This is a genomic window from Pseudaminobacter soli (ex Li et al. 2025) (assembly GCF_029892515.1).
In the GTDB taxonomy this organism is placed as follows: Bacteria; Pseudomonadota; Alphaproteobacteria; order Rhizobiales; family Rhizobiaceae; genus Pseudaminobacter; species Pseudaminobacter soli_A.
The window spans coordinates 1,544,671-1,566,665 of sequence record NZ_JARXVF010000001.1; the positions used below are offsets into that span (position 1 = coordinate 1,544,671).

18 protein-coding genes are annotated in these 21,995 nt (G+C 65.7%); 4 read left to right on the top strand and 14 right to left on the bottom strand.

Features of this window, described 5'->3' with window-relative positions:
- Positions 1–5 precede the first annotated feature (5 nt).
- The 7 genes from M2281_RS07385 to murA all read right to left on the bottom strand — a co-directional run bounded on the left by M2281_RS07385 (position 6) and on the right by murA (position 8,443).
- Positions 6–1,754 carry an ABC transporter ATP-binding protein gene (locus tag M2281_RS07385; RefSeq protein WP_280820413.1) on the bottom strand — a complete coding sequence of 583 codons (1,749 nt, stop codon included), beginning with the start codon at positions 1,752–1,754 and terminating at the stop codon, positions 6–8.
- A 1-nt stretch (position 1,755) separates the two neighbouring features.
- Entirely contained in the window at positions 1,756–2,589 is an 834-nt protein-coding gene (locus M2281_RS07390; protein ID WP_280820414.1) for an ABC transporter permease, read from the bottom strand.
- The gene (locus M2281_RS07395; protein WP_280820415.1) at positions 2,589–3,548 is read right to left on the bottom strand and encodes an ABC transporter permease; all 960 of its coding nucleotides are present in this window, start codon (positions 3,546–3,548) and stop codon (positions 2,589–2,591) included. The genes M2281_RS07390 and M2281_RS07395 overlap by 1 nt, the downstream gene beginning before the upstream one ends.
- A gap of 97 nt (positions 3,549–3,645) precedes the next feature.
- Positions 3,646–5,163: an ABC transporter substrate-binding protein gene (locus tag M2281_RS07400; protein ID WP_280820416.1), complete on the bottom strand. Its 1,518-nt coding sequence runs from the start codon at positions 5,161–5,163 to the stop codon at positions 3,646–3,648.
- 57 nt (positions 5,164–5,220) lie between these two features.
- A complete protein-coding gene (gene murQ / locus M2281_RS07405) occupies positions 5,221–6,153 on the bottom strand; it encodes an N-acetylmuramic acid 6-phosphate etherase (protein ID WP_280820417.1) in 933 nt (310 codons plus the stop codon).
- Between the two features lie 134 nt (positions 6,154–6,287).
- Entirely contained in the window at positions 6,288–7,190 is a 903-nt protein-coding gene (locus M2281_RS07410; RefSeq protein WP_280820418.1) for an N-acetylglucosamine kinase, read from the bottom strand.
- Complete coding sequence (gene murA, locus M2281_RS07415; protein ID WP_280820419.1) at positions 7,190–8,443, bottom strand: UDP-N-acetylglucosamine 1-carboxyvinyltransferase; 1,254 nt, start codon at positions 8,441–8,443, stop codon at positions 7,190–7,192. Before murA ends, M2281_RS07410 begins: the two co-directional genes overlap by 1 nt.
- A 133-nt stretch (positions 8,444–8,576) precedes the next feature.
- Between murA and M2281_RS07420 the strand changes: the two genes are divergently transcribed.
- Positions 8,577–9,428 carry a MurR/RpiR family transcriptional regulator gene (locus tag M2281_RS07420; protein WP_280820420.1) on the top strand — a complete coding sequence of 284 codons (852 nt, stop codon included), beginning with the start codon at positions 8,577–8,579 and terminating at the stop codon, positions 9,426–9,428.
- Positions 9,429–9,484: 56 nt separating this feature from the next.
- Here M2281_RS07420 and M2281_RS07425 read toward each other — a convergent pair whose 3' ends face one another.
- Positions 9,485–11,872 carry an aldehyde dehydrogenase family protein gene (locus M2281_RS07425; protein WP_280820421.1) on the bottom strand — a complete coding sequence of 796 codons (2,388 nt, stop codon included), beginning with the start codon at positions 11,870–11,872 and terminating at the stop codon, positions 9,485–9,487.
- Positions 11,873–11,883: 11 nt separating this feature from the next.
- On the bottom strand, positions 11,884–12,840 hold the full coding sequence (gene deoC, locus M2281_RS07430) for a deoxyribose-phosphate aldolase (RefSeq protein WP_280820422.1): 957 nt from the start codon (positions 12,838–12,840) through the stop codon (positions 11,884–11,886).
- Between the two features lie 159 nt (positions 12,841–12,999).
- Between deoC and M2281_RS07435 the strand changes: the two genes are divergently transcribed.
- Positions 13,000–13,725, top strand: coding sequence for a DeoR/GlpR family DNA-binding transcription regulator (locus tag M2281_RS07435; RefSeq protein WP_280820423.1), 726 nt, complete (start codon positions 13,000–13,002; stop codon positions 13,723–13,725).
- An 86-nt stretch (positions 13,726–13,811) separates the two neighbouring features.
- Complete coding sequence (locus tag M2281_RS07440; RefSeq protein WP_280820424.1) at positions 13,812–15,122, top strand: NAD(P)/FAD-dependent oxidoreductase; 1,311 nt, start codon at positions 13,812–13,814, stop codon at positions 15,120–15,122.
- Here M2281_RS07440 and M2281_RS07445 read toward each other — a convergent pair.
- The gene (locus M2281_RS07445) at positions 15,084–15,635 is read right to left on the bottom strand and encodes a DUF2478 domain-containing protein (RefSeq protein WP_280820425.1); all 552 of its coding nucleotides are present in this window, start codon (positions 15,633–15,635) and stop codon (positions 15,084–15,086) included. The two genes, M2281_RS07440 and M2281_RS07445, sit on opposite strands and share 39 nt — an antisense overlap.
- A gap of 414 nt (positions 15,636–16,049) precedes the next feature.
- Between M2281_RS07445 and M2281_RS07450 the strand changes: the two genes are divergently transcribed.
- Positions 16,050–17,315 carry a Glu/Leu/Phe/Val family dehydrogenase gene (locus tag M2281_RS07450; protein WP_280820426.1) on the top strand — a complete coding sequence of 422 codons (1,266 nt, stop codon included), beginning with the start codon at positions 16,050–16,052 and terminating at the stop codon, positions 17,313–17,315.
- Between the two features lie 25 nt (positions 17,316–17,340).
- Here the strand turns inward: M2281_RS07450 and M2281_RS07455 are convergent, their stop codons facing one another.
- The 4 genes from M2281_RS07455 to M2281_RS07470 form a co-directional block, all read right to left on the bottom strand.
- A complete protein-coding gene (locus M2281_RS07455) occupies positions 17,341–18,609 on the bottom strand; it encodes an RNA polymerase sigma factor (RefSeq protein WP_280820427.1) in 1,269 nt (422 codons plus the stop codon).
- Positions 18,606–18,980 carry a YciI family protein gene (locus tag M2281_RS07460; RefSeq protein WP_280820428.1) on the bottom strand — a complete coding sequence of 125 codons (375 nt, stop codon included), beginning with the start codon at positions 18,978–18,980 and terminating at the stop codon, positions 18,606–18,608. The genes M2281_RS07455 and M2281_RS07460 overlap by 4 nt, the downstream gene beginning before the upstream one ends.
- A 96-nt stretch (positions 18,981–19,076) precedes the next feature.
- Positions 19,077–19,430 (bottom strand): nuclear transport factor 2 family protein, encoded by a 354-nt coding sequence (locus M2281_RS07465; RefSeq protein ID WP_280820429.1) that lies wholly within the window; start codon positions 19,428–19,430, stop codon positions 19,077–19,079.
- A 42-nt stretch (positions 19,431–19,472) separates the two neighbouring features.
- The gene (locus M2281_RS07470; protein ID WP_280820430.1) at positions 19,473–21,800 is read right to left on the bottom strand and encodes a Tex family protein; all 2,328 of its coding nucleotides are present in this window, start codon (positions 21,798–21,800) and stop codon (positions 19,473–19,475) included.
- Positions 21,801–21,995: the final 195 nt, after the last annotated feature.

Here is a 21,995-nt window from a genome sequence, read left to right on the forward strand (position 1 = left end):
CTCCCTCAGGCTTCGGCGCGCACCTTGTGATCGTCCCCGCGTTCCAGCCATCTCGCGGCGGGCGGCTCGAAACCTATCGGGCGGACTAGCGAGGGAACCTGCCGCGTGTCCAGCTCAAATCGCTGCTTGCGCCGCTCGATGGTGGGAACGGCCGAAATGAGCTTCTTCGTGTAGGGATGCTGCGGGTCCGAAAGCACCGACTTTGCATCGCCGATCTCGACGATCTGGCCGGCGAACATCACGGCGACGCGGTGGGCGATACGCTCCACCACCGCCATGTCGTGCGAGATGAAGAGATAGGCAAGCCCGTATTCGCGTTGCAAGTCGACCAGCAGCTCCAGCACCCGCGCCTGCACGGAGACGTCGAGCGCCGAGACGGCCTCGTCGAGCACGACCACCGAAGGGTTCAGCATCAGCGAACGCGCGATGCACAGGCGCTGCCGCTGGCCGCCGGAGAACTGGTGCGGATAGCGCGCAAGGCTGTCTTCCGGCAGGCCGACCTGCTTCAGCAGCTTCGCCATCCTCGCTCGAACAGTTGCGTCCACCCGCTGGCCGGCGGCGATGACCGGCTCGGCCAATATCTGCTCGACATTGAGGCGCGGATTGAGCGAGGCATAGGGGTTCTGGAACACCATCTGCACCGGCAGGCGGCTGGCTCCGGGCATGGCGATGCGCTCGTCGACAGCGAACGCCCCGCGCGTGGGCGACACGAGACCGAGCACGGCGCGCGCAGTGGTCGATTTGCCCGAACCGCTTTCGCCGACGATCGCCAGCGTCTCGCCTGGCAACAGGTCGAAGCCGACGCCATCCACGGCGTGGACCGCCCCGAACGGCCGGCCCAGCCAGCCGCGCTTGAGCGGGAAGCGCACGACGAGATCATCCACTTCCAAAGTGGGCTTGGCGGATGCTTCGCCGCCGCGCTTGCCGTCCCCGCGAACCGCCTCGCCGGCGGAAAAATGCGGTACGGCATGCAGCAGATGGCGCGTGTAGGAATGCTGCGGATTATCGAGGATCTGGCCGAGTTCGCCCCGCTCCACCGCGCGCCCGTCCTGCATCACCATCACGCGGTCGGCGATACCAGCGACGAGGCCGATGTCATGGCTGATGAAGATCATCGACATGCCGGTCTCGCGCCGAAGCTCGCCGAGCAGCGCCATGATCTGCGCCTGCACGGTGACGTCGAGCGCGGTGGTCGGCTCGTCGGCAATCAGCAGGCGCGGATTGCAGGCCAGCGCCATGGCGATCATCACGCGCTGCAGCATGCCGCCGGAAAGCTGGTCAGGCGTGGCCGACAGACGGCGCTCGGCGTCGGGGATGCGCACGCGCTCCAGCGCTTCGCGCGCGGCCGCCTTCGCCTGCTTGCCGGTCAGGCCGCGATGCAGGCGGAACGCCTCCTCGATCTGGGCGCCGATGGTCAGCACCGGGTTGAGCGAGGTCATCGGCTCCTGGAAGATCACGCCGATCTCGGCGCCGCGGATCTTCGTCAGTTCCTGCGCGCTGGCGGTGGTGATGTCGGTGACGCTGCCATCGGCGCGCAACAGTTCTATCGAGCCGCTGGCGATGCGGCCGCCGGCATAGTCGATCAGCCGATTGGTGGAGAGCGCGGTGACGGACTTGCCCGAGCCGCTTTCGCCGACGATGGCCAGCACTTCGCCGACGCCGAGGTCGAAGCTGACGCCATGCACGACCTCCTTGGCGTTCGGCGCGCGGCCGAAGCTGACATGCAGGTCGCGGACGGAGAGGATCGGCTTCATGTCAGGCCCTCCGCGTCTTGGGGTCGAGGATGTCGCGCAGCGCATCGCCCAGGAGGTTGAAGCCGAGGATGGAGAGCATGATCGCCAGCGCCGGGAAGGCCAGCAGCCAGGGCGCCTGTTCCATCAGGTTGCGGCTGTCGCTGAGCATCAGGCCGAGCGAGGCGGCGGGCGGCTGCGTGCCGAGGCCGAGGAAGCTCAGCCCCGCCTCCGTCAGCAGCGCCCAGGCGAGCGCCAGCGTGACCTGCACGGTGAGCGGCGCGACGAGATTGAGCAGCAGGTGCCGGGACAGGATGTAGGTGCGGCTAGAGCCGAAGGTACGCGCCGCATCGACGAAATCGCGCGCTTTCAGCGAAAGTGCGGGGCCACGCACCACGCGGGTGAAGATCGGCGTGTAGACGATGCCAATGGCCGCAACGCTGGTCCAGGTGCCGGGGCCGACGATGGTGACGACCAGAAGCGCGAGCAAGATGGCGGGAAAGGCGAGCAACACGTCCATCAACCGCATCAACACCGTGTCCCAACGCTTGCCGTACCATGCGGCGGTGAGGCCTAGCACGGTGCCGACGATCGTGGCCGCCGTGACGGAGAAGAAGGCGACGGTGAAGGACTGGCCCACGCCCTGCATCAGCCGGCTCAGTACGTCGCGGCCGAAAAGGTCCGTGCCCATCCAGTGGGAAGCGGAGGGGCCGTGCAAACGGTCGAGGCGGTACTGCATCAACGGGTCGTGCGGGGTGAGGCCGAATGCGCCGAGCAGCGCGACGACGAGATAGACAAGCACGATGGCGCCGCCGATGCGGCCGCTCGGATGCGCGAAGATCGATTTCAGCATGCGCATCACCGGCCCTCCAGGCGAATGCGCGGATCGAGCGCGGCATAGGCCAGATCGACCAGGAGATTGACGATCATGAAGTTGAAGGCGATGAACAGCACCGCTCCCTGCACCAGCGCATAGTCGCGCTGCAGGATCGCCTCCAGCACCATGCGCCCGAGACCCGGCAGCGCAAAAATCTGCTCGACGATCACCGCACCGCCCAGCAGGTAGCCGAACTCGATGCCGCTCAGCGTCACCACCGGCACCAGCGCGTTGGGCAGCGCATGGCGCCAGATCACCTTGCGCTCGGGAACACCCTTGGCGCGCGCGGTGCGCACATAATCGTCGCTCAGCACATCGAGCATGGCCGAGCGCGACACGCGCGTGACGGAGGCCGCAAAGGCGCAGCCGAGCGTGAAGGCCGGCAGGATCAGCTGGCCGAGGTTCTGGAGCGGGTCCTGCCAGAACGGCGTGAAGGCGCCCATGGTGGGCAGCACGCCCAAACCGACCGACAGGAGGTAGATGAGGATGAGGCCGACCACGAAGCTCGGTGTCGACTGGCCGATCATCGCGGCAATACGCACACCAAGATCGGCCGGCCGCTCATTGCGCGTCGCGGCATAGACGCCAGCCGGCACGCCGATGGTCAGCGCGATCAGCATGGACAGCAGCGCTAGTTCCAGCGTCAGCGGGAAGCGTTCGAGGATGACCGTCAGCACCGGCTTGCCGTAGGTTACGGATAGACCGAGATCGCCGCTGAACAGGCCTGTGAACCAGCGCCAGTACTGCACGATCCAGGGCTGGTCGATACCGAAATAGGTGGCGAGCGACAGGCGCTGCTGCGGCGTGAGCAGGCCCGCTTCCGTGCCCAGCATGGCGGTGATGGCGTCGCCCGGAACCAGGCGGATGGCGACGAAGACGACGACCGACACGCCGATCAGCACGAGAGGGAAGGCCGCCAGGCGCCGTATCAGGTAGTTCACGGGTCGTGCCTTTTCGTCGGAATACGCAATATTGCGGTCGGAATTGGCGCCTTACCTTCCCACAAAGGGAAACGGCAAGGCGCCTGCCCGTCCGGCCTTACTGCTGAAGAGTGACCTTGCCGAGGCTGTAGAGCGAGCCGGTCGGCATCGGCACGAAGCCCTGCACGTTCTTCTGCTGCGCGGTGTAGCCGTAAGAAGTGTAGAGCCAGACCCAGGGCGACTTCTCGGCAATCTGCTTTTCGAAGTCGGCGAAGATGATTTTACGCTTCTCCGGGTCGGTTTCGGCGCGGCCCTGCTGCAGCAGGGCATCGAGCTTATCGTCGGCGAAGTTGGAAACCTGCTGCAGGTTGCCGTTCTTCGTCCAGTAGCGGTTGTACATCGTATACGGATCGGGGCGGCCGCCATTCAGCGCCACGGCCATGTCGAAGTCGCCCTTCAGCCAGGTGTCGACATAGACGTTGAGCTCCATCATCTTGATGTCGAGCTTCACGCCGATCTCGGCGAGCTGCGCCTGCAGCACCTGCGCTTCGGCGGCAGCCGTAGGCGGCTCGCCAGTGGCGGCAATCACGGTTGCGGTAAAGCCATCGGCGAAGCCGGCATCGGCCATCAGCTTCTTGGCCTTCTCCACATCGCGCTTGTAGCAGAACAGCGAGTCCGGATCGGACGCGAAGAAGGGCATGGTCAGCGGCCCGGTCACCTTGCCCTCGCCCAGCGAGGCGGTGTCGAGCACGGCCTGACGGTCGACGGCGCAGGAAATGGCCTGGCGCACCGCCAGCTCGTTCATCGGCTTGTGCGCCGGGTTGAGCTGCAGCACGTGATAGGCGAGCACCGGAGCGCGATTGAGCTGCAGCTTGGCCTCATTGGGCACCAGCGTCGCAATCAGCGGGTCGTTGAGCAGCGCGAAATCGACCTGGCCGGTGCGCATGGCCGCAAGAATTGCGGTCTCGTCCGGCAGGACGCTGATCTCGATGCCGTCGACGCCCGTCGCCCCGCCGGCCCAATCCTTGTTGGCGACCAGCACTTCCTTGGAGTTCGGATCCCAGCGCTCCAGCTTGAACGGGCCGGAGCCGACAGCCTTGGTGCCGATGGTGCCGGCGGCAATTTCGCTTGCCGGGACGATCGACGAGTTGGTGTCGGTCATGGCCGTCAGGATCGGCGCGTCGGGCTGCGACAGCTTGAAGACGACCGTGCCGGCATCCGGCGTCTCGATGCCCTCGACGGAGAGGTAGTTCGCACGATTGGCCGCGCCGGTCTTCTCGTCGAGAATGCGCTCGAAGGATGCTTTCACGTCGGCCGAGGTCACCGCCTCGCCGTTCTGGAATTTTGCTTTCGGGTCGAGCTTGAAGGTCAGCTCCTTGCCGTCAGCGGAGAACTCCCAGCTTTGCGCGATGCCGGGCACGATCTTGAGATCAGCATCCAGCCGCACCAGCGGCTCGTAGATCAGTTCGAGCAGGCGCAGCGAGGAAAACGCCACCTGCTTATGCGGATCGAGGCCGGTCGCATCCTGCGACCAGGCCATGCGCAAAGTTGCGGCATCGGCCTGGGCGACAAGCGCCGAAACGCCGAGCATCGCGGCGGTGGTGACGCCCAAAAGGCGCTTGAACTTGCTGGTCATTCTACCCTCCCCTTTTTTCTTCTCATTCAAAGAAGCCAAAGATTGATTGAGTCGGCATCAGGCCGACGCCGGCCTGCCCTGTTGAATTGCTTTTCGCAGGAAGCCCCCCGCATCTTCCAGCACAAAGCGGGCGTCCGCCGCGTTCATCCCCGTCATTATGACCAATATGGCGAGCTTCACATCATCGCTGGTCTGCGCAAGCGCATCCTGCGCATCTTCCAGCGAGCAGTCGGTCGCCTGCATGACGATACGGGCCGCGCGCGCCGCCAGCTTCTTGTTGGACGACTTCATGTCGACCATCAGGTTCTGGTAGGTCTTGCCGACGCGCACCATGCCGGCCGTGGTCAGCATGTTCAGCACCAGCTTCTCGGCGGTGCCGGCCTTCATGCGCGTCGAGCCAGTGAGAACCTCGGGGCCGACGACCGGTGAAATGGCGATGTCGGCAATGGCGGCGATGGCCGAATCCGGGTTGCAGGATAGCGCCACTGCGGTCGCGCCGATTTTCTTGGCATGGTTCAAGCCGCCAATGACGTAAGGCGTGCGCCCGCTGGCGGCGATGCCAACCACCACATCCTTGTCGATCAGGCCGATCTCGGCCAAGGCCTGGGCACCCTCGACGTCATTGTCTTCAGCGCCTTCAGCTGCGTTCATCAGCGCATCATAGCCACCGGCGACCAGGCCGACGACCATGGTGGAAGGAACGCTGAAGGTTGGCGGGCATTCCGAGGCATCGAGCACGCCGAGGCGGCCGCTGGTGCCGGCGCCCATGTAGATCAGCCTGCCGCCATTCTGGAAGGCAGCGGCGATGCGGTCGACGGCAGCGGCGATCTCGGGGATCACCTTCTCGACGGCCTCGGCTACGCCCTTGTCCTCGTCGTTGATCCTGCGCAGAAGCTCGGTCGTCGGCAAAAGGTCCAGATCCATCGTGCGCGGATTGCGCCCCTCGGAAACCAGCCGCTCCAGTTCGGAAATCAACGCCTGCTCGGACACGTCGCCACTCATCCTTATCAAAGACCGACCACACCGGCTGCGATTATATCGCACCGATAAGATCCGATTAAGGATCTAGAATGCAATATTCCTGGCTGTCAATCAGACTTGGAATTTAATATTCCAAATTCCAATCACTTATCGGAGGCCGACGCTTCCCGGGCGAGACGTCGGGCGAGGATGATCGCTCCCGAAACGGCGTCTCCGTCCGCCGGCTTCAGCCGCCGGCGCACATCCGGCGCCAGCCAGGGCTCCAGCGGGCTTGCCAGACCACCCAGCAGGGTTACGCGCGGCGCGCCCTTGTCGAACAGCGTGCGCACCAGCGTGTCGATCTGTTCGGCGGCCGATTGGACGATGCGTCGGCCGGCGGCGTCGCCCTGGTCGGCGTGGCGCATGACGGTCGGCGCGAGCGCGGCGTAGTCGGTGGCCGTCGCGCGGTCCATCCAGGCCACCGCCTCCATCGGATCGTCGTGGAAACGCTGCATGATCTCGGTGAGCAGCGCGGAACGGTCCTGGCGTCCGTCATGGGCGCGCAACGCAAGCTGCACCGCCTTCAGGCCAAGATCGGCGCCGCTGCCTTCGTCCGAGATCGGAAAACCATAGCCTCCGACACGGAGGTCACGCCCCTCGACGAAACCGAGGCCGATCGAGCCGGTGCCCGCAATCACGATCGCGCCGTCGCGCCCCGAGTGCGCGCCAAGGCATGCGCCCATGCCGTCGCTGGTGAATGCGATGCCCCGAAACGGATGCCCGATGGCTTGCAGCGCTTCGAGCGCGCCCTTGCGCCCGATGCCGGCCAGCCCCACACCGGCATAGGTGCGCGCCAGCTCGGCCGGCCCGAAACCCGCCTCCTCAGTGGCGGCGCCGAAGGCGCGGGCGATGGAGGCCCACGCCACGTCGATGCCGAGCCGGGTCGTCGCCGGGCCGGACAGGCCCTGCCCCAGCACGTTGCCGGCCTCGTCCTCGATGCGGGCGCGGCAGCCCGTGCCGCCGCCATCGACGCCGAGATAGAAGTGCGGGCCGGACGCGGCGCTCATCAGCGTATCCGTTCGATATTCGCGCCGCACATGCCGAGCTTGCGGTCGAGGCTCTCATAGCCGCGATCGAGGTGGTAGACGCGGTTGACGACGCTTTCGCCCTCGGCCACCAGCGCCGCCAGCACCAGCGACACCGAAGCGCGCAGGTCGGTCGCCATCACCTGCGCACCGCGCAAGGGGTTGCCGCCGCGCACCAGCGCGGACGTTCCCTGCAAGGTGATGTTGGCGCCCAGCCGCATCAGTTCCGGCACATGCATGAAGCGGTTTTCGAACACCGTCTCGCGCAGCAGCGAGGCGCCGGGCGCGCAGCACATCAGCGCCATGAACTGCGCCTGCAGATCGGTGGGAAAACCCGGATAGGGCTCCGTCGTGATGTCGACCGCCCTAAGCGGCCCGTCGCGCGAGACGATCAGGCCCCGGTCGCCCGGCCACACCGAAACGCCCGTCGCCTCAAGCACCTGCACCACCGATGCCATGTGTTCGAGCCGCGCATGGGTGAGTTCGAGCTGCCCGCCGGTGATCGCCGCGGCGATGGCATAGGTGCCAGCCTCGATGCGGTCGGGAATTGTGTGATGGGTCGCGCCGCGCCACGAAGTGCCCCCCTGCACCAGGATGCGATGCGTGCCGGCGCCCTCGATATGCGCGCCCATGGCGATCAGGCAGGAAGCGAGGTCCGCCACCTCCGGCTCGCGCGCGGCGTTGACGATCTCGGTTTCGCCGCGTGCGGCGGTCGCTGCCATCATCGCCGTCTCGGTCGCGCCGACCGAGGGCGAGCCGAGCACGATCCGTGCGCCAGTCAGCCCCTTCGGCGCGGCAGCGTGGATCGAGCCACCCTCGATGCCGATCTCCGCCCCCAGCAGGCTAAGCGCCTTTATGTGCAGGTCGACGGGCCGCGCGCCGATGGCGCAGCCGCCCGGCAGCGACACCTGCGCCTGGCCGAAGCGGGCAAGCAGCGGCCCGAGCACCAGCACTGTGGCCCGCATCTTGCGCACCGTGTCGTAGGTGGTCTCACCGGAGACCACAGCACTCGCGTCGATTTTGACCGCATGGGCCGAGCGGCTGACGCGCGCGCCATGCTGCTCGATCACGCCCAGCATGTTTTCCACGTCGCTGACGGCGGGAAGGTTGGTCAGTTCGAGTGGTTCGGGGCTGAGCAGCGAGGCAGCGATCTGCGGCAGCGCCGCGTTCTTTGCGCCCGAGATGGCGACAGCGCCCTGCAGCCTCTGTCCCCCGACAATTCGCAATTTGTCCATGTTCCACGGTCTCTGCGCACGCCCAAAACCGGGTCGCGCCGCGCACGAGAGTTGATCGGGATATTCTTCTCTGTCAACCTCGGTTGGAATAATCTATTCCTATGCCAATTAGGGCACGACCGGGGAACGGGGAATGTCGGTTCTCAAGAAGATACACGCCACGCTCGACACCATGGCGCCGGCCGACCGGCAGATCGGCCAGTTCATCGTCGACAATCCCGACGAGATGCTGCGCCTTTCCTCGGCCGCACTCGCCGAACAAACCGGCCGCAGCCAGTCGAGCGTCGTGAAATTTTCGCAGAAGCTCGGCTATCCAGGCTACCAGCAGCTGAAACTCGCCGTCAGCGAGGCCAAGGCGCAGCAATGGCAGGCGCCGGAAGGCATGGTGCATGGCAGCATCGAGCGCGGCGACGGCTATCTGACCGTGATGCAGAAGCTGATCGCCAGCAAGCTCGCCTCCATGCAGCAGACCATGTCGGTGAACAGCGAACAGACCATCGGCAAGGTGCTGGAATTACTCGACAAAGCCGAGCGCATTCACCTCGCCGGCGTCAGCGCCTCGGCACTTGTGGCGCGCGATTTTTCGATCAAGCTGATGAAGCTCGGCCGCAACGTGCTGCAGGACAGTGACAGTCATGTGCAGCTTGCCAGCGCCTCGTCGCTCGGGCCCAAGGACGTGTTGTTCGCGCTTTCGTATTCGGGCACGAGCATCGAGACGCTGCGGATCGCGGTACTTGCCAGGGCGCGTGGGGCCAGGGTAGTCGTCGTCACCTCGCTGAAGGACAATCCGCTGAGCGGAATCGCCGACGTGGTGCTTCATTCGGTCGGCGACGATGACGGCGTGCGCTCATCCTCGATCACGGTGCGCGACGCGCAGCTTGCCCTGACGGACCTGCTGTTCATCCTGCTCGTGCAGCGCCAGCCCGACGCCAACGACCACATCCACAAAAGCGAAACGGCGGTGAGCGCGCTCAAGGTGGACTAGCTACCCGCTCTTGGAGCGTTTCACGATCACGTTGAAACGCTCCGTTGCGGAAAGACTCACTCTCCGTAAGGCACCCAGATGTTCTTCACTTGCGTCGCCCGGCGCAGGAATTCCCGGCCCTGGCCGTCACTCGAACTCCAGTCGCGCGAACCGCCGGTCCACACCGGCTTGAGGTTGCCGGCCGATGCCGCCTCGATCGTGGCCGCATCGGTCGTCGAGCCGAAATCCCAAAGTGCGGCGACCTCGTCGTGCTCGGCGAGCGTCTTGGCGAGGCTTGCGGTTTCGCCGGTGACGATGCTGACCACGCCGGCCGGCACATCGCTGGTGTCGAGCAGCTGGTAGAAATCGGTCGCCGCCAGCGGGTAGCGGGCCGACGGAACGACTACTGCGCGGTTGCCGACGGCGAGCGCCGGCATCAGCAGTGAGACGAAGCCGAGCAGCGGCGCCTCGTCCGGGCAGACGATGCCCATGATGCCGAAGGGTTCGTTCATCGCCAGCGTCACATGGCGCGACTTGGTGGCATGCACGGCGCCGTCATACTTGTCGGCAAAGCCGGCGTAGAAGAACGCCCGGCGGATCGACGTGGCGACTTCCACGGCGGCGTCCTTCGCGGACGCACTGGTCAGCGAACGCAAGCGCGCCTCGAATTCGGCTGCGCGGGCGGAGAGGTTTTCGGCGATGTAGTAGAGGATCTGCGCGCGGTTATGGCCGGTCGCAGCGCCCCAGCTTCCCGCCTTGGCCGCTGCTTCCACGGCGTTGCGGATGTCCTTGCGGTTACCTAAGCCCGCGAGGCCGACCGTCTTGCCGGCCGGGTTCACCACCGCATAGCTGTAGCCGGAATCCGGCCGTGCCTGCTTGCCGCCGATATAGAGCTTGGCCGTGCGGTCAATGGGCTCGGCCGAAGCAGCGATCGCGGTCGTCGACGGCGCCGCATTGAGCTGTGGCTTGCCGGCTTTCGTGCCCTTAGTCGGCTTGCCATGGCTCGGCACGAGGTATTCGTAGAGCCCTTCGAGCCCACCCTCGCGTCCAAAGCCGCTTTCGTGATAGCCGCCGAAGCCGGCTGCCGCGTCGAACAGGTTGGTGGCGTTGATCCACACCACGCCGGCCTTCACGCGGGCGGCGAGATCGAGGCTGCGGTTGATGTTCTCCGACCAGATCGAGGCGGCAAGGCCATAGCGCGTGTTGTTGGCCAGCGCCACCGCTTCATCCGGCGTGCGGAAGGTCATGGCGACCAGCACCGGCCCGAAGATCTCGACCATCGCAACCGTGGACGCCGGCTCCACGCCGGTCATCAGTGTCGGCGGGAAGAAGCAGCCCTTTGCCGGCATCGGGATCGACGGCTGGAACACCTCAGCGCCTTCCTGCTTGCCCTTGGCGACCAGCGCGCCGATGCGCTCCAGCTGTTCGGTCGAGACGACCGCGCCGATGTCGGTCGACTTGTCGAGCGGATCGCCCACCCGCAGCGTTGCCATGCGGGCGCGCAGCTTGGCGTAGAATTTTTCCGCGATGCCTTCCTGCACCAGGAGGCGCGAGCCGGCGCAGCAGACTTCGCCCTGGTTGAACCAGATCGCATCCACCAGACCCTCGACGGCACTGTCGAGATCGGCGTCCTCGAAGACGATGAAGGGCGACTTGCCGCCAAGCTCCAGCGACAGCTTCTTGCCCGTGCCCGCCGTCGCGCGGCGAATGATGCGGCCGACCTCGGTCGAACCGGTGAAGGCGACCTTGGCCACGCCCGGATGGCCGACCAGTGCGGCACCCGTTTCGCCCTCGCCGGTGACGATGTTGACCACGCCGTCCGGCAGACCCGCTTCGCGGCAGATCTCGGCAAAGGCCAGTGCGGTCAGCGGCGTCTGTTCGGCCGGCTTCAGCACCACGGTGTTGCCGGCGGCAAGTGCGGGCGCGATCTTCCAGGCCAGCATCAAAAGCGGGAAGTTCCAGGGAATGACCTGGCCGCACACGCCCACCGGCTGGTAGCCGGGAAGCTCGCTTTCGATCAGCTCGGCCCAGCCGGCATGGTGATAAAAATGGCGGGCGACCAGCGGGATATCGATGTCGCGGCTTTCGCGGATCGGCTTGCCGTTGTCCATCGATTCCAGCACGGCCAGAAAACGCTCGCGCTTCTGGATGTGGCGGGCCAGCGCATAGAGATGCCGCGCCCGCTCGTGGCCGGCAAGCTTGGACCAGCTCTTGAAGGCGCGCGTTGCTGCGGCCACCGCGCGGTCGACGTCCTCGGTCGTGCCACGCGCCACGTGGGCCAACACGTTGCCATTGGCCGGGCTGCTTACCTCGAAGCTGTCGTTCGCGGCCGGGTCGGTGAACTTGCCGTCGATGAAGTGGCCGAAGCCCCGCTCATGCTGCCCGAGCCAGGCGATGACGTGCTCGTTGCTTTCGGGCGACGGACCATATTCCATGGTTTGCAGGATGTCCTTGATGATGGCCATGGGTGTCTCTTTCAGGCGAGCGGGTGCCGGTAGGCGGCGGAATAACGGCCGGTGACGAAGTGCTCGAGCTGGCGCTCGATGTCGCCCAGCAGCGAACTTGCACCGATGCGGAAAAGGTCGGGCTCCAGCCAGCGCCGGCCAAGCTCCTCCTTCATCAGGAACAGCCAGTTCATGGCGTCCTTGGCGGTTTTCAGCCCGCCCGCGGGCTTGAAGCCGATCTTGTAACCGGTCTCCTCGCCATAGTCGCGCAACGCCCGCAGCATCACGAGGCTGACCGGCAGCGTTGCATTGACGTCTTCCTTGCCGGTCGAGGTCTTGATGAAGTCGGCGCCGGCCTGCATGGCCACCATCGAGGCCTTGTAGACATTGCGCAGCGTCTTGAGGTCGCCGGTGGCCAGAATGGCCTTCAGATGCGCCGCGCCGCAGGCCTCGCGCATCGCCGCCACCTCGTCATAGAGCGCCCGCCAGTCCTGGCTGAAGACGAGCTGGCGGTTGATGACTATGTCGATCTCATGCGCGCCCTCTTCCACCGCATAGCGGATTTCGGCCAGGCGCTGCGGCAGCGGCGTCAGGCCTGCCGGGAAGCCCGTGGCAACGGATGCGACCGGAATGCCAGAGCCGGCCAGCGCCTTGACCGCGGCCGGAACCATGGCCGGATAGACGCAGACCGCGCCCACCTTTGGCGGCGCCTCCGTCAGCCCCAGCCCCTCGACCAGTTCGTCGCTCAGCGGACGCATCGCCTTGGCGCACAGCCGCTGCACGCGGCCGGGCGTGTCGTCGCCGGCAAGCGTGGTCAGGTCGATGCAGGTCAGCGCCTTCACCAACCACGCCGCCTGATATTCCTTCTTCACCGAGCGGCGCGTGGGCAGGGTCGCAGCGCGCCGCTCCACTGCGCTCAGATTGACCTGAACCGCCTCGAAAGCCTCGGTCCGAAGCGGGATTCCGTCATTGCGCTGAAAGTTTTCCATACGCTGCGTCGATTGATCCACGGATAGTGCCCGTCCTGTGATTTCGGCTTGCAGCCCGCGCTGGCGGCCCGGCAGTCGATTTGTTAGAATTCAATCATTATGTTTGGATCGTTTCATATTGACGTGTAAACTGTCAAGGTGCGCTGCACCGGAGGACGCATGAGCAGGACGGGATACAGGGACGAGCGACTGGACGCGCTGGGCGCGATGCTGGAGCGCGAGGGCGTTTTGCGGCTGCGCGACGCCGCCGTGCGCCTCGGGGTCTCGGAAATGACGGTCCGCCGCGACATCACCGAAGCGCGCGGCCGCTTCACCTGCCTTGGCGGCCACATCGTCGGCGCGCTCGATGTTTCGGCGGGCAGCGACTACGTGCTGGACCAGGAAAAGGACAGCCACGCCGCGGCCAAGGCGGCAGCCTGCGCCCGGGCGGTGAAGCTGATCGAGGAAGACGATACGATCTTCATCGATTGCGGCACCACGACCCCGCATCTGGCGGCGCGCATTCCCGAAGACATGCGGCTGACGGCGATCTGCTATTCGATGAACGTCGCCGAGATCCTTTGTCACCGCAAGAACATCCGGCTGATCGTGCTTGGGGGGCTCTACCATCCAGCCGCCGCCTCCTTCTCGGGCGAGGAAGGGCTGGAGACGCTCAAGCGCCTCAACCTCAACAAGGCCTTCATCTCGGCCGGTGGCGTGCATGAGACGCGCGGCGTGACCTGCTCGCATTTCCACGAAGTGCCGATCAAGCAGATTGCAATCGAGCGCGCGCTCGAATGCCATCTCGTCGTCGATGCCAGCAAGTTCGGCAAGGTTAGGCCCGCGCATTTCGCCGAGATCGGCGCCTTCACCTCGATCATCTCGGACCAGCCGCAACCCGCCTGAGCCCCCGCACGCCTCGAAAATTGTCTCGCCATGCGCCGACAATGCGGGCAAGCTTGCCGTGCGAGTGACAGAGCGAGGGCGAGCCCATGTCCGAGACGCCGCAAGGACATCAGGTCGTGATCGTGGGCGCCGGCTTCGGCGGCCTCGAAGCCATCCGGCGACTAAAAGGTTCGGGCGCGCGCATCACCGTCATCGACCGCCGCAACCACCATCTATTCCAGCCCCTGCTCTATCAGGCGGCAACCGCCACGCTGGCGCCCTCGGAAATCGCCTGGCCGATCCGCCACCTCTTTGCCAACCGGCCCGACGTCACCACGATCCTCGGCGAGGTCGTTGGCGTCGATCCCGCCAAACGCGTCGTGAAGCTCGAGGACGGCAGCGAGATTTCCTATGACACGCTGATCCTCGCCACCGGCGCCCGCCACGCCTATTTCGGCCATGACGAGTGGGAGGCCGTCGCGCCGGGGCTCAAATCGCTCGAGGATGCGGTGAAGCTCAGGCGGCGCATATTGCTCGCCTTCGAATGGGCGGAACGCGAAACCGATCCGGCGCGGCGCGAGGCGCTGCTCACCTTCGTCATCATCGGCGGCGGTCCGACCGGCGTCGAAATGGCCGGCACCATCGCCGAGCTTGCGCATGTCACGCTGAAAAACGACTACCGGCACATCGATCCGTCCAAGGCGCGCATCGTGCTGATCGAAGCCGGCCCGCGCCTGCTGCCCGCCTTCCCGGAAGACCTTTCGGCCTATGCGGAAAAGTCGCTGGGCTCGCTTGGCGTCGAAGTGATGCTGGGCCAGGCGGTCAGTTCCTGCGACATGAGCGGCGTCGTCTATGACGGCAAACACCTGGCCGCCGCCACGCTCGTCTGGGCCGCCGGCGTTGCGGCATCTCCGGCGGCACAATGGCTCGGCGCGCCGGCAGACCGCGCCGGCCGCGTCATCGTCGAGCAGGACCTTACCGTGCCCGGCCATCCGGAGATCTTCGTCATCGGCGACACCGCCCTCTCCAAGGCGCCCGACGGCAGTCCGGTGCCGGGCATTGCACCCGCCGCCAAGCAGCAGGGCAGCCACGTCGCCGACACCATCCGTGCCCGCCTCAAGGGCAACACCGAGCCCCGCCCGTTCCGCTACAAGCATGCAGGCAACCTTGCCACCATCGGCAAGAAGCTGGCGGTGATCGATTTCGGCTGGATAAAACTGCGCGGCGCGCTCGCCTGGTGGATATGGGGCATCGCCCACATCTTCTTCCTGATCGGCGTGCGCAACCGGCTGAGCGTCGCGCTCAACTGGCTCTGGATTCACACCACCGGCCAGCGCAGCGCGTTGCTGATCACGCAGGGCCGCTCGGCGGCGGCGACCTCAAAGACCAAGCGAAGCCGCGCCGACAACGCGCCGTGACAGGACCGCCCTGAGCCAGGCTTCCACCGCGTCGGGTTCCGCCGGCAGCATGACGAAAAACGGATCGGCAAAATCCGCCCATGCCTGCCGGAACATCGGCGAGACTGAGGTGAGGATCGGCAGGCCGGCCTCCATCGCCGCAACAAATGCCGGAACCAACCCCTCATTGCCCATTTCGAGCTTGCCGAACTTGCTGAGCACCACCAGGTCGCAGCCGGCCGCAATGTCGCGCCAGACCGCCTGGCTGGCGGCGGCAGCACCTGAACCCTCGAGCTGGCAGGCCATGGAGCCCGCGCCAAGGTCCTGGAAGATCGGATAGCAGTTGCCATCGACGATGCTGCGCAGCCGGCCACCGTCGCTGCGCTTCCAGTCCGTGAGCTCGTGGCCTTCCTCGATCATCCCGGCGATGCGCAAGGCCGGTCGCCAGCGCCTGACGAGCGTATCGAACAGTTGCTGGATGACGGCGCTCGACGCACCCTGCACCACGGCGATCGGCTTTTCGGTCGGCTCCATGGCGACCCTCCTGGCAGTTCCGCACCCGCCTTGACGAAGCGTCGGCAGGAGATTGCGGCCCCAGATGTGTAGCGCCTCGGGCGAGGCCGTTGAAGAGTTCTCGCATTCCGACCTGCGGCGCAGGAGAAAACCTGCGACATCATGTCCCTACGTCAAGCGGCAGGGAGCGGCTGGTTGACAATCTTTACCCGGTTCTGGACCATACCCATCGTCACAAGAGGCGGCGGAGTATGCAAAATCTGCCCGCTGCAAGACCATGTGGCGCTTCAGCCGGGACGAGATGCCGGGCCCAGCCTGAAAGTTCGAGTCACCAACTGTGATTACAGCGCAGCATGGCGCGCCGCGAACATTTGTGGCAAAAGCAAGGCGCGTTTCGACGCAATCTTACAATTCCAACCTCAACAAGGGAAAATGATGTCCGAAGACAGTCTTCTCGATAATGCTCTGGTCCGCCTCGACGAGGCCGCCGCACACCTGAACATCGACGCCGATGTCATCGAGAAACTGAAATTCCCGCGAGAAACTACCAAAGTTCGTCTGATGATCCGCATGGACGACGGATCACGAAAATCGTTCCTGGCATGGCGATGCCGATATGACGACACGCGCGGTCCCACCAAGGGCGGCATCCGTTACCATCCCGATGCGACGATCGACGAAGTCGAGACGCTGGCCTTCTGGATGACCTTCAAATGCGCCGTGATGAACCTGCCCTATGGCGGCGGCAAGGGTGCCGTGCAGGTCGATCCGCGCAAGCTCTCCAAGGCCGAGCTGGAGCGCCTGTCGCGCGCCTATATCCAGGCCTTCTCGCGCATCATCGGCCCCGACCGCGACATCCCGGCACCGGACGTCTACACCAACTCCATGATCATGGGCTGGATGGCCGATGAGTATTCGCAGATCGTCGGCTCGGCCTCGCCCGCCGTCATCACCGGCAAGCCGATCGCGCTCGGCGGCTCGCTGGGACGCGGCGACGCCACGGCCCGCGGCGGCTACTATCTCGTGCGGCACCTGGCCAAGGACCTCGGCCTCGCCGCCAGCCTGCGCGTCGCCGTGCAGGGTTTCGGCAATGCCGGCCAGCACATCGCCCGCCTGCTCGCCTCCGACGGCCACAAGATCGTTGCGGTGTCGGACTCCGAAGGCGCGGTTTACGCCCCCGGCGGCCTGAACCTCGATGCGCTGTTCGCGGCCAAGGATGAGGGCCGTTCGGTGCTTTCGACCGTCGGCCAGCACGGCCACGAGGCGCTTTCGGCCAACGACCTCGTCGGCGTCGACTGCGAACTGCTGGTCCCGGCTGCGCTCGAAAACATGATCCACGAAGGCAATGCGGCTTCGGTGAAGGCCAAGCTGGTGCTGGAGCTCGCCAACGGCCCGGTGACGCCTGAGGCCGACGAGATCCTGGCCGAGAAGGGCGCGATCGTGCTGCCCGACATTCTAGCGAATGCCGGCGGCGTCACCGTGTCCTACTTCGAGTGGGTGCAGAACCGCCAGGGCTACTACTGGACCGTCGAGGAAATCCATGTGCGCCTGCGCACTATCATGGAGCGCGAGGGCCAGGCGATCTGGGACATTTCCCGCCAGAAGGACGTCACCATGCGCACCGCGGCCTACGTGCATGCACTGAGCCGTCTTGCCGAGGCCATCGAGGCCCACGGCACGCAGAACTTCTTCATCAGCTAGATGGCATGAGGGGGAGAAATCCCCCTCACCCGGCCCGCGCTGCTTCGCCGCATTCCTTCATCAGCCTGTCGAGATGCATGCGGATATGCGCCGCTTCCGCCGGCGTATTGGCCAGCGCGATGGCGCGGTCGAAGGCGCAGCGCGCATCGGCCGAACGGCCGAGCTGCATGAGCAGATAACCCTTCAACCCGAAGAAATAGAAATAGCCCGACAGAAGGTCCTCCAGCGGCTCGACAATGTCGAGCGCCGCCTCCGGACCGCGCACCTTGGCAACCGCGACCGCGCGGTTCAGCGTCACCACCGGCGACGGCTCCTGCCGCTCCAGCATCGCATAGAGCAGTTCGATCTCGGCCCAGTCGGTGTCTTCGGGTTTGGCCGCACGCGCATGAAGCGCCGCAATCGCCGCCTGCAGCAGATACGGCCCCGGCTGGCGATGGCGCATCGCCTTGTCGATCAGCGCCAGCCCCTCGGCGATCATGGGGCGGTTCCACAGGGTCCGGTCCTGATCCTCCAGCAGGATGATCGAACCATCGGCATCGAAGCGCGCGGCGGTGCGTGAATGCTGCAGCAGAAGCAGCGCCGTCAGGCCCATGATTTCCGGCTCGGCCGGAAAGAGCCTGAGCAGCAGGCGCGCGAGACGGATTGCCTCATCGCTCAGCGGCGCGCGACGCTCAGCCTCGTCCACCCCGGCCGAATAGCCCTCGTTGAAGATCAGGTAGATCATGGCCGCGACCGCCGCGAGCCGTTCGGAGCGCTCCACCGCGCCCGGCGCCTCATAGGGCACGTCGGCGCGCGCGATGCGCGCCTTGGCCCGCGTGATGCGCTGCTCCATCGCAGCCTCGCTGACGAGGAAGGCCCGCGCGATCTGTCTCACACTGAGCCCCGATACGATGCGCAGCGCCAGCGCGACCTGCTGCGTGGCCGGCAGATCGGGATGGCAGCAGATGAACATCAGCCGCAAGATGTCGTCACGATAGTCGGCGCCGTCCAGCCGCTCGACCATCGGCGTCTCGACATCGTCGAGATCGGAGACCGTCTCCTCGGCCGGCATCGGCGCCTGCTTGGCTCGCCGCCGCACAGCATCGATGCCGGTGTTGCGGCCGACGAAGATCAACCAGGCGGCCGGATCGCGCGGCGGGCCGTTCACCGGCCAGTTCTTCAGCGCCCGCAGGCATGCCTCCTGGAACGCTTCCTCCGCCGCGTCGAGATCGCGAAAGTAGCGGAGAAGCGCGCCGACGACCTGCGGCCGGGCGGCCGTCAGTGCGTCGTCTATCCAGGAGGGGTCGGCGGTCATGTGGTCAATGCTCCGGGTCTGAAGATGCTGACAGGCCGGATCTCATAGGCACCAGGGCCGCGATTTGCGGCCTGCAATTCCTTGGCGATGTCCAGCACCTCGTCGAGCGTTTCGCAGTCGACGACATAGAAACCCAGGAACTGCTCCTTGGTTTCGGCAAAGGGTCCGTCGATCACCAGCGGCCCCTCGCGGCCCTTGCGCAGCGTGGTGGCGGCGGTGGTGGGCAGAAGGCGCACGACCGGGCCAAGCTTGCCGACCTCGGCGATCTTTTCCTGCACCGCGCCGAGCCTGGCCATCACCTCGTCGTCCTCCTGCTTGGTCCAGGCACCGACCACGTCTTCGGAATTGTAGCAAAGGATTGCGTAGAGCATCCGAGTCCTCCGTCTGGTTGAATGACGAATGAGTAACGCACTTGCCGACAGGTGGGGAGAACGAAATCTTTCGCCGTCGCCGGGACTAGAAGGGAATCAGCCCGGAAGCGTGGCGCCGAAGATGAACCAGACCGTGGCAATCTTCTCGTTCTGAATGTCATACATCGCGATGACTTCAACCGTAGCGGGACCCTCAGGGAACGTGCGGGTGACGAGTTCCTGGTCTATGACCCGATTGCCCTGGACGATACGCTTGATGAGCTTGCCGTGCAGGCTTTCCTCCCTGAAACGAAGGACGTGGCGCGCCCGGATCTCGGAGGCGCCGCTGGCGAGCAGCTTCGAGGGGTGCTCAAACATCTGGGCATCGTCGGCCCAAAAGGCCATGAAGGCTTCGATATCGCGCGCGTTGTAGGCGTCCAACTGACCTTGAACGATTTCTTGGGGTGTCATCATCTTACCTTGGTGTCGCGGTCGCCAATCGAACCGCTGCGGTTATTTCCGTTTCATCGCCTCGAGCAGCGCGGCGCCGAAGGCGCCCTGCGACGCGCCACCGCCCTTCTGCTGCGGGGTCGATTTGAACGACTTGCCGCCACCGCCGCGCTGCAGCGGGCGGTCGTCGCGCGAGCCGCCGCCGGGGCGCGCGCCCGCGCCGTCGTCGTGTTTGCGCATGGTCAGGCTGATGCGCTTGCGCTTGATGTCGACCTCCAGCACCCGCACCTTCACCACGTCGCCCGCCTTCACCATCTCATGCGCGTCCTTCACGAAGCGGTCGGCCAGCTGAGACAGGTGCACGAGCCCGTCCTGATGCACGCCGATGTCGACGAAGGCACCGAAAGCGGCAACGTTGGTGACAGTACCCTCCAGCGTCATGCCTGGCTTGAGGTCCTTGATGTCGTCGATGCCGTCGGCAAAGGTCGCGGTCTTGAATTCCGGGCGCGGGTCGCGGCCGGGCTTTTCAAGCTCGGCGATGATGTCGCGCACGGTGGGCAGGCCGAAGCGCTCGTCCACGAAGGCGCGCGGGTCGACCGCCTTGAGCGCCGCACTATCGCCCATCAATGAGCGCAGGTCGCGACCGCAGGCGGCGACGATCTTCTTGGCCACGCCATAGGCTTCGGGGTGAACCGCCGAAGCGTCCAGCGGCTCGGCGCCGTTCGGAATGCGCAGGAAGCCCGCGCATTGCTCGAAGGTGCGCTGGCCGAGCCGCGCCACCTTGAGCAGCTCCTTGCGGCTGGCAAACGGGCCATTTGCGTTGCGATGCGCCACCACCGCTTCGGCCAGCGACGCGCCGAGACCGGACACGCGTGCCAGCAACGCCGCAGACGCCGTGTTGAGATCCACGCCCACCGCGTTCACCGCATCTTCCACCACCGCATCCAGCGAGCGCGCGAGGCGATACTGATCGACGTCGTGCTGGTACTGGCCGACGCCGATGGACTTCGGCTCGATCTTCACCAGTTCGGCCAGCGGGTCTTGCAGGCGCCGCCCGATGGACACCGCGCCGCGCAGCGACACGTCGAGATTGGGGAACTCGGTCGCCGCCGTCTCCGACGCCGAATAGACCGAGGCGCCGGCCTCACTGACGATGACCTTCAGCGGCTTGGGCGCTGGCATGTCGGCCAGCATGTCGGCCACGAGCTTTTCGGTCTCACGGCTTGCCGTGCCGTTGCCGATGGCAACCAGCTCGACATTGTGCTTGCGAATGAAGCTCGCCAGTTCGGCCTGCGCGCCGCGCACGTCGTTCCTCGGTGGGAACGGATAGACGGTCGAGGTGTCGAGCAGCTTGCCGGTCTGGTCGACCACGGCGACCTTCACGCCGGTGCGGATGCCCGGATCGAGGCCCATGGTGGCGCGCGAGCCGGCGGGTGCTGCCAGCAGCAGGTCTTTCAGGTTGCGCGCGAAGACGCGGATCGCCTCTTCCTCGGACTTTTCGCGCAGTTCGCGCATCAGGTCGAGCGAAAGCGACAGCGAAAGTTTCACGCGCCAGGTCCAGCCGGCGACTTCGGCCAGCCACTGGTCGCCTGCGCCCTGCCGTCCAATGGCGTAGGCCTCGGCGATCATGCGCTCTACGGGCTTCACCGGCGAGGTGTCGTCGGCATCGACCTCGATGTCGAGCGACAGCACTTCCTCGTTGCGGCCGCGCAGCATGGCCAGCGCGCGATGGCTCGGCACATTGGCCCAGCGCTCGGTGTGCTCGAAATAGTCGGAGAACTTTGCGCCGGTTTCCTGCTTGCCATCGACCACCTTGGCGCGCAGGAAGGCGCGTTCCTTCATGTAGTTGCGCAGACGGCCGACGAGGTCGGCGTTTTCGGCGAACTGCTCGGAGATGATGTCGCGCGCGCCGTCCAGCGCGGTCTTCACATCCGGCACGTCGTCGGTGATGTAGCCCTGCGCTAGCTCCGCCGGCACCGCCGCGCGGTCGGCCAGGATCGCTTCGGCCAGCGGCCCGAGGCCCCGCTCGCGGGCGATCTCGGCGCGGGTGCGGCGCTTGGGCTTGTAGGGCAGATAAAGGTCTTCGAGCTCGGCCTTGGTGGCAACAGCGGCAATCGCCGCTTCCAGTTCGTCGGTCAGCTTGCCCTGGCTGCGGATCGATTCGAGGATCGTCGCGCGGCGCGCATCCATCTCGCGCACATAGATCAACCGCTCGGCCAGCGTGCGCAGTTGAGTGTCGTCGAGGCCGCCCGTGACTTCCTTGCGGTAGCGGGCAATGAAGGGAACGGTCGCGCCTTCGTCCAAAAGCCCGATCGCCGCTGCGGCCTGGTCGGGTCTGGCGTTGATGTCGGCCGCGATGAGCGCGGCAATGCGTTGAATGTCTGCGGCCATGTCGTTTCCAGTGTCGATTGGGCGGCGACCATAGGTCCGATCGCGCCACCATGCCAATCGCCGAAGATGGCGGCGAAAACTGGGTCCACAGGAAAGCCATCCACAGCTTAAGACGGGTTGCGCCGGGCCGAGTTAGGGCCGTGTACGCTCCGTACGCCATGCTCTTCGGGTGTGCGCCGCCAGCCCCCCGGCCGA

Coding starts and splice junctions, on each gene's coding strand:
- M2281_RS07385 (WP_280820413.1), bottom strand. CDS start 1,754: ATGAAGCCGATCCTCTCCGTCCGCGACCTGCATGTCAGCTTCGGCCGC.
- M2281_RS07390 (WP_280820414.1), bottom strand. CDS start 2,589: ATGCGCATGCTGAAATCGATCTTCGCGCATCCGAGCGGCCGCATCGGC.
- M2281_RS07400 (WP_280820416.1), bottom strand. CDS start 5,163: ATGACCAGCAAGTTCAAGCGCCTTTTGGGCGTCACCACCGCCGCGATG.
- M2281_RS07410 (WP_280820418.1), bottom strand. CDS start 7,190: ATGAGCGCCGCGTCCGGCCCGCACTTCTATCTCGGCGTCGATGGCGGC.
- murA (WP_280820419.1), bottom strand. CDS start 8,443: ATGGACAAATTGCGAATTGTCGGGGGACAGAGGCTGCAGGGCGCTGTC.
- M2281_RS07420 (WP_280820420.1), top strand. CDS start 8,577: ATGTCGGTTCTCAAGAAGATACACGCCACGCTCGACACCATGGCGCCG.
- M2281_RS07425 (WP_280820421.1), bottom strand. CDS start 11,872: ATGGCCATCATCAAGGACATCCTGCAAACCATGGAATATGGTCCGTCG.
- deoC (WP_280820422.1), bottom strand. CDS start 12,840: ATGGAAAACTTTCAGCGCAATGACGGAATCCCGCTTCGGACCGAGGCT.
- M2281_RS07435 (WP_280820423.1), top strand. CDS start 13,000: ATGAGCAGGACGGGATACAGGGACGAGCGACTGGACGCGCTGGGCGCG.
- M2281_RS07440 (WP_280820424.1), top strand. CDS start 13,812: ATGTCCGAGACGCCGCAAGGACATCAGGTCGTGATCGTGGGCGCCGGC.
- M2281_RS07445 (WP_280820425.1), bottom strand. CDS start 15,635: ATGGAGCCGACCGAAAAGCCGATCGCCGTGGTGCAGGGTGCGTCGAGC.
- M2281_RS07450 (WP_280820426.1), top strand. CDS start 16,050: ATGTCCGAAGACAGTCTTCTCGATAATGCTCTGGTCCGCCTCGACGAG.
- M2281_RS07455 (WP_280820427.1), bottom strand. CDS start 18,609: ATGACCGCCGACCCCTCCTGGATAGACGACGCACTGACGGCCGCCCGG.
- M2281_RS07460 (WP_280820428.1), bottom strand. CDS start 18,980: ATGCTCTACGCAATCCTTTGCTACAATTCCGAAGACGTGGTCGGTGCC.
- M2281_RS07465 (WP_280820429.1), bottom strand. CDS start 19,430: ATGACACCCCAAGAAATCGTTCAAGGTCAGTTGGACGCCTACAACGCG.
- M2281_RS07470 (WP_280820430.1), bottom strand. CDS start 21,800: ATGGCCGCAGACATTCAACGCATTGCCGCGCTCATCGCGGCCGACATC.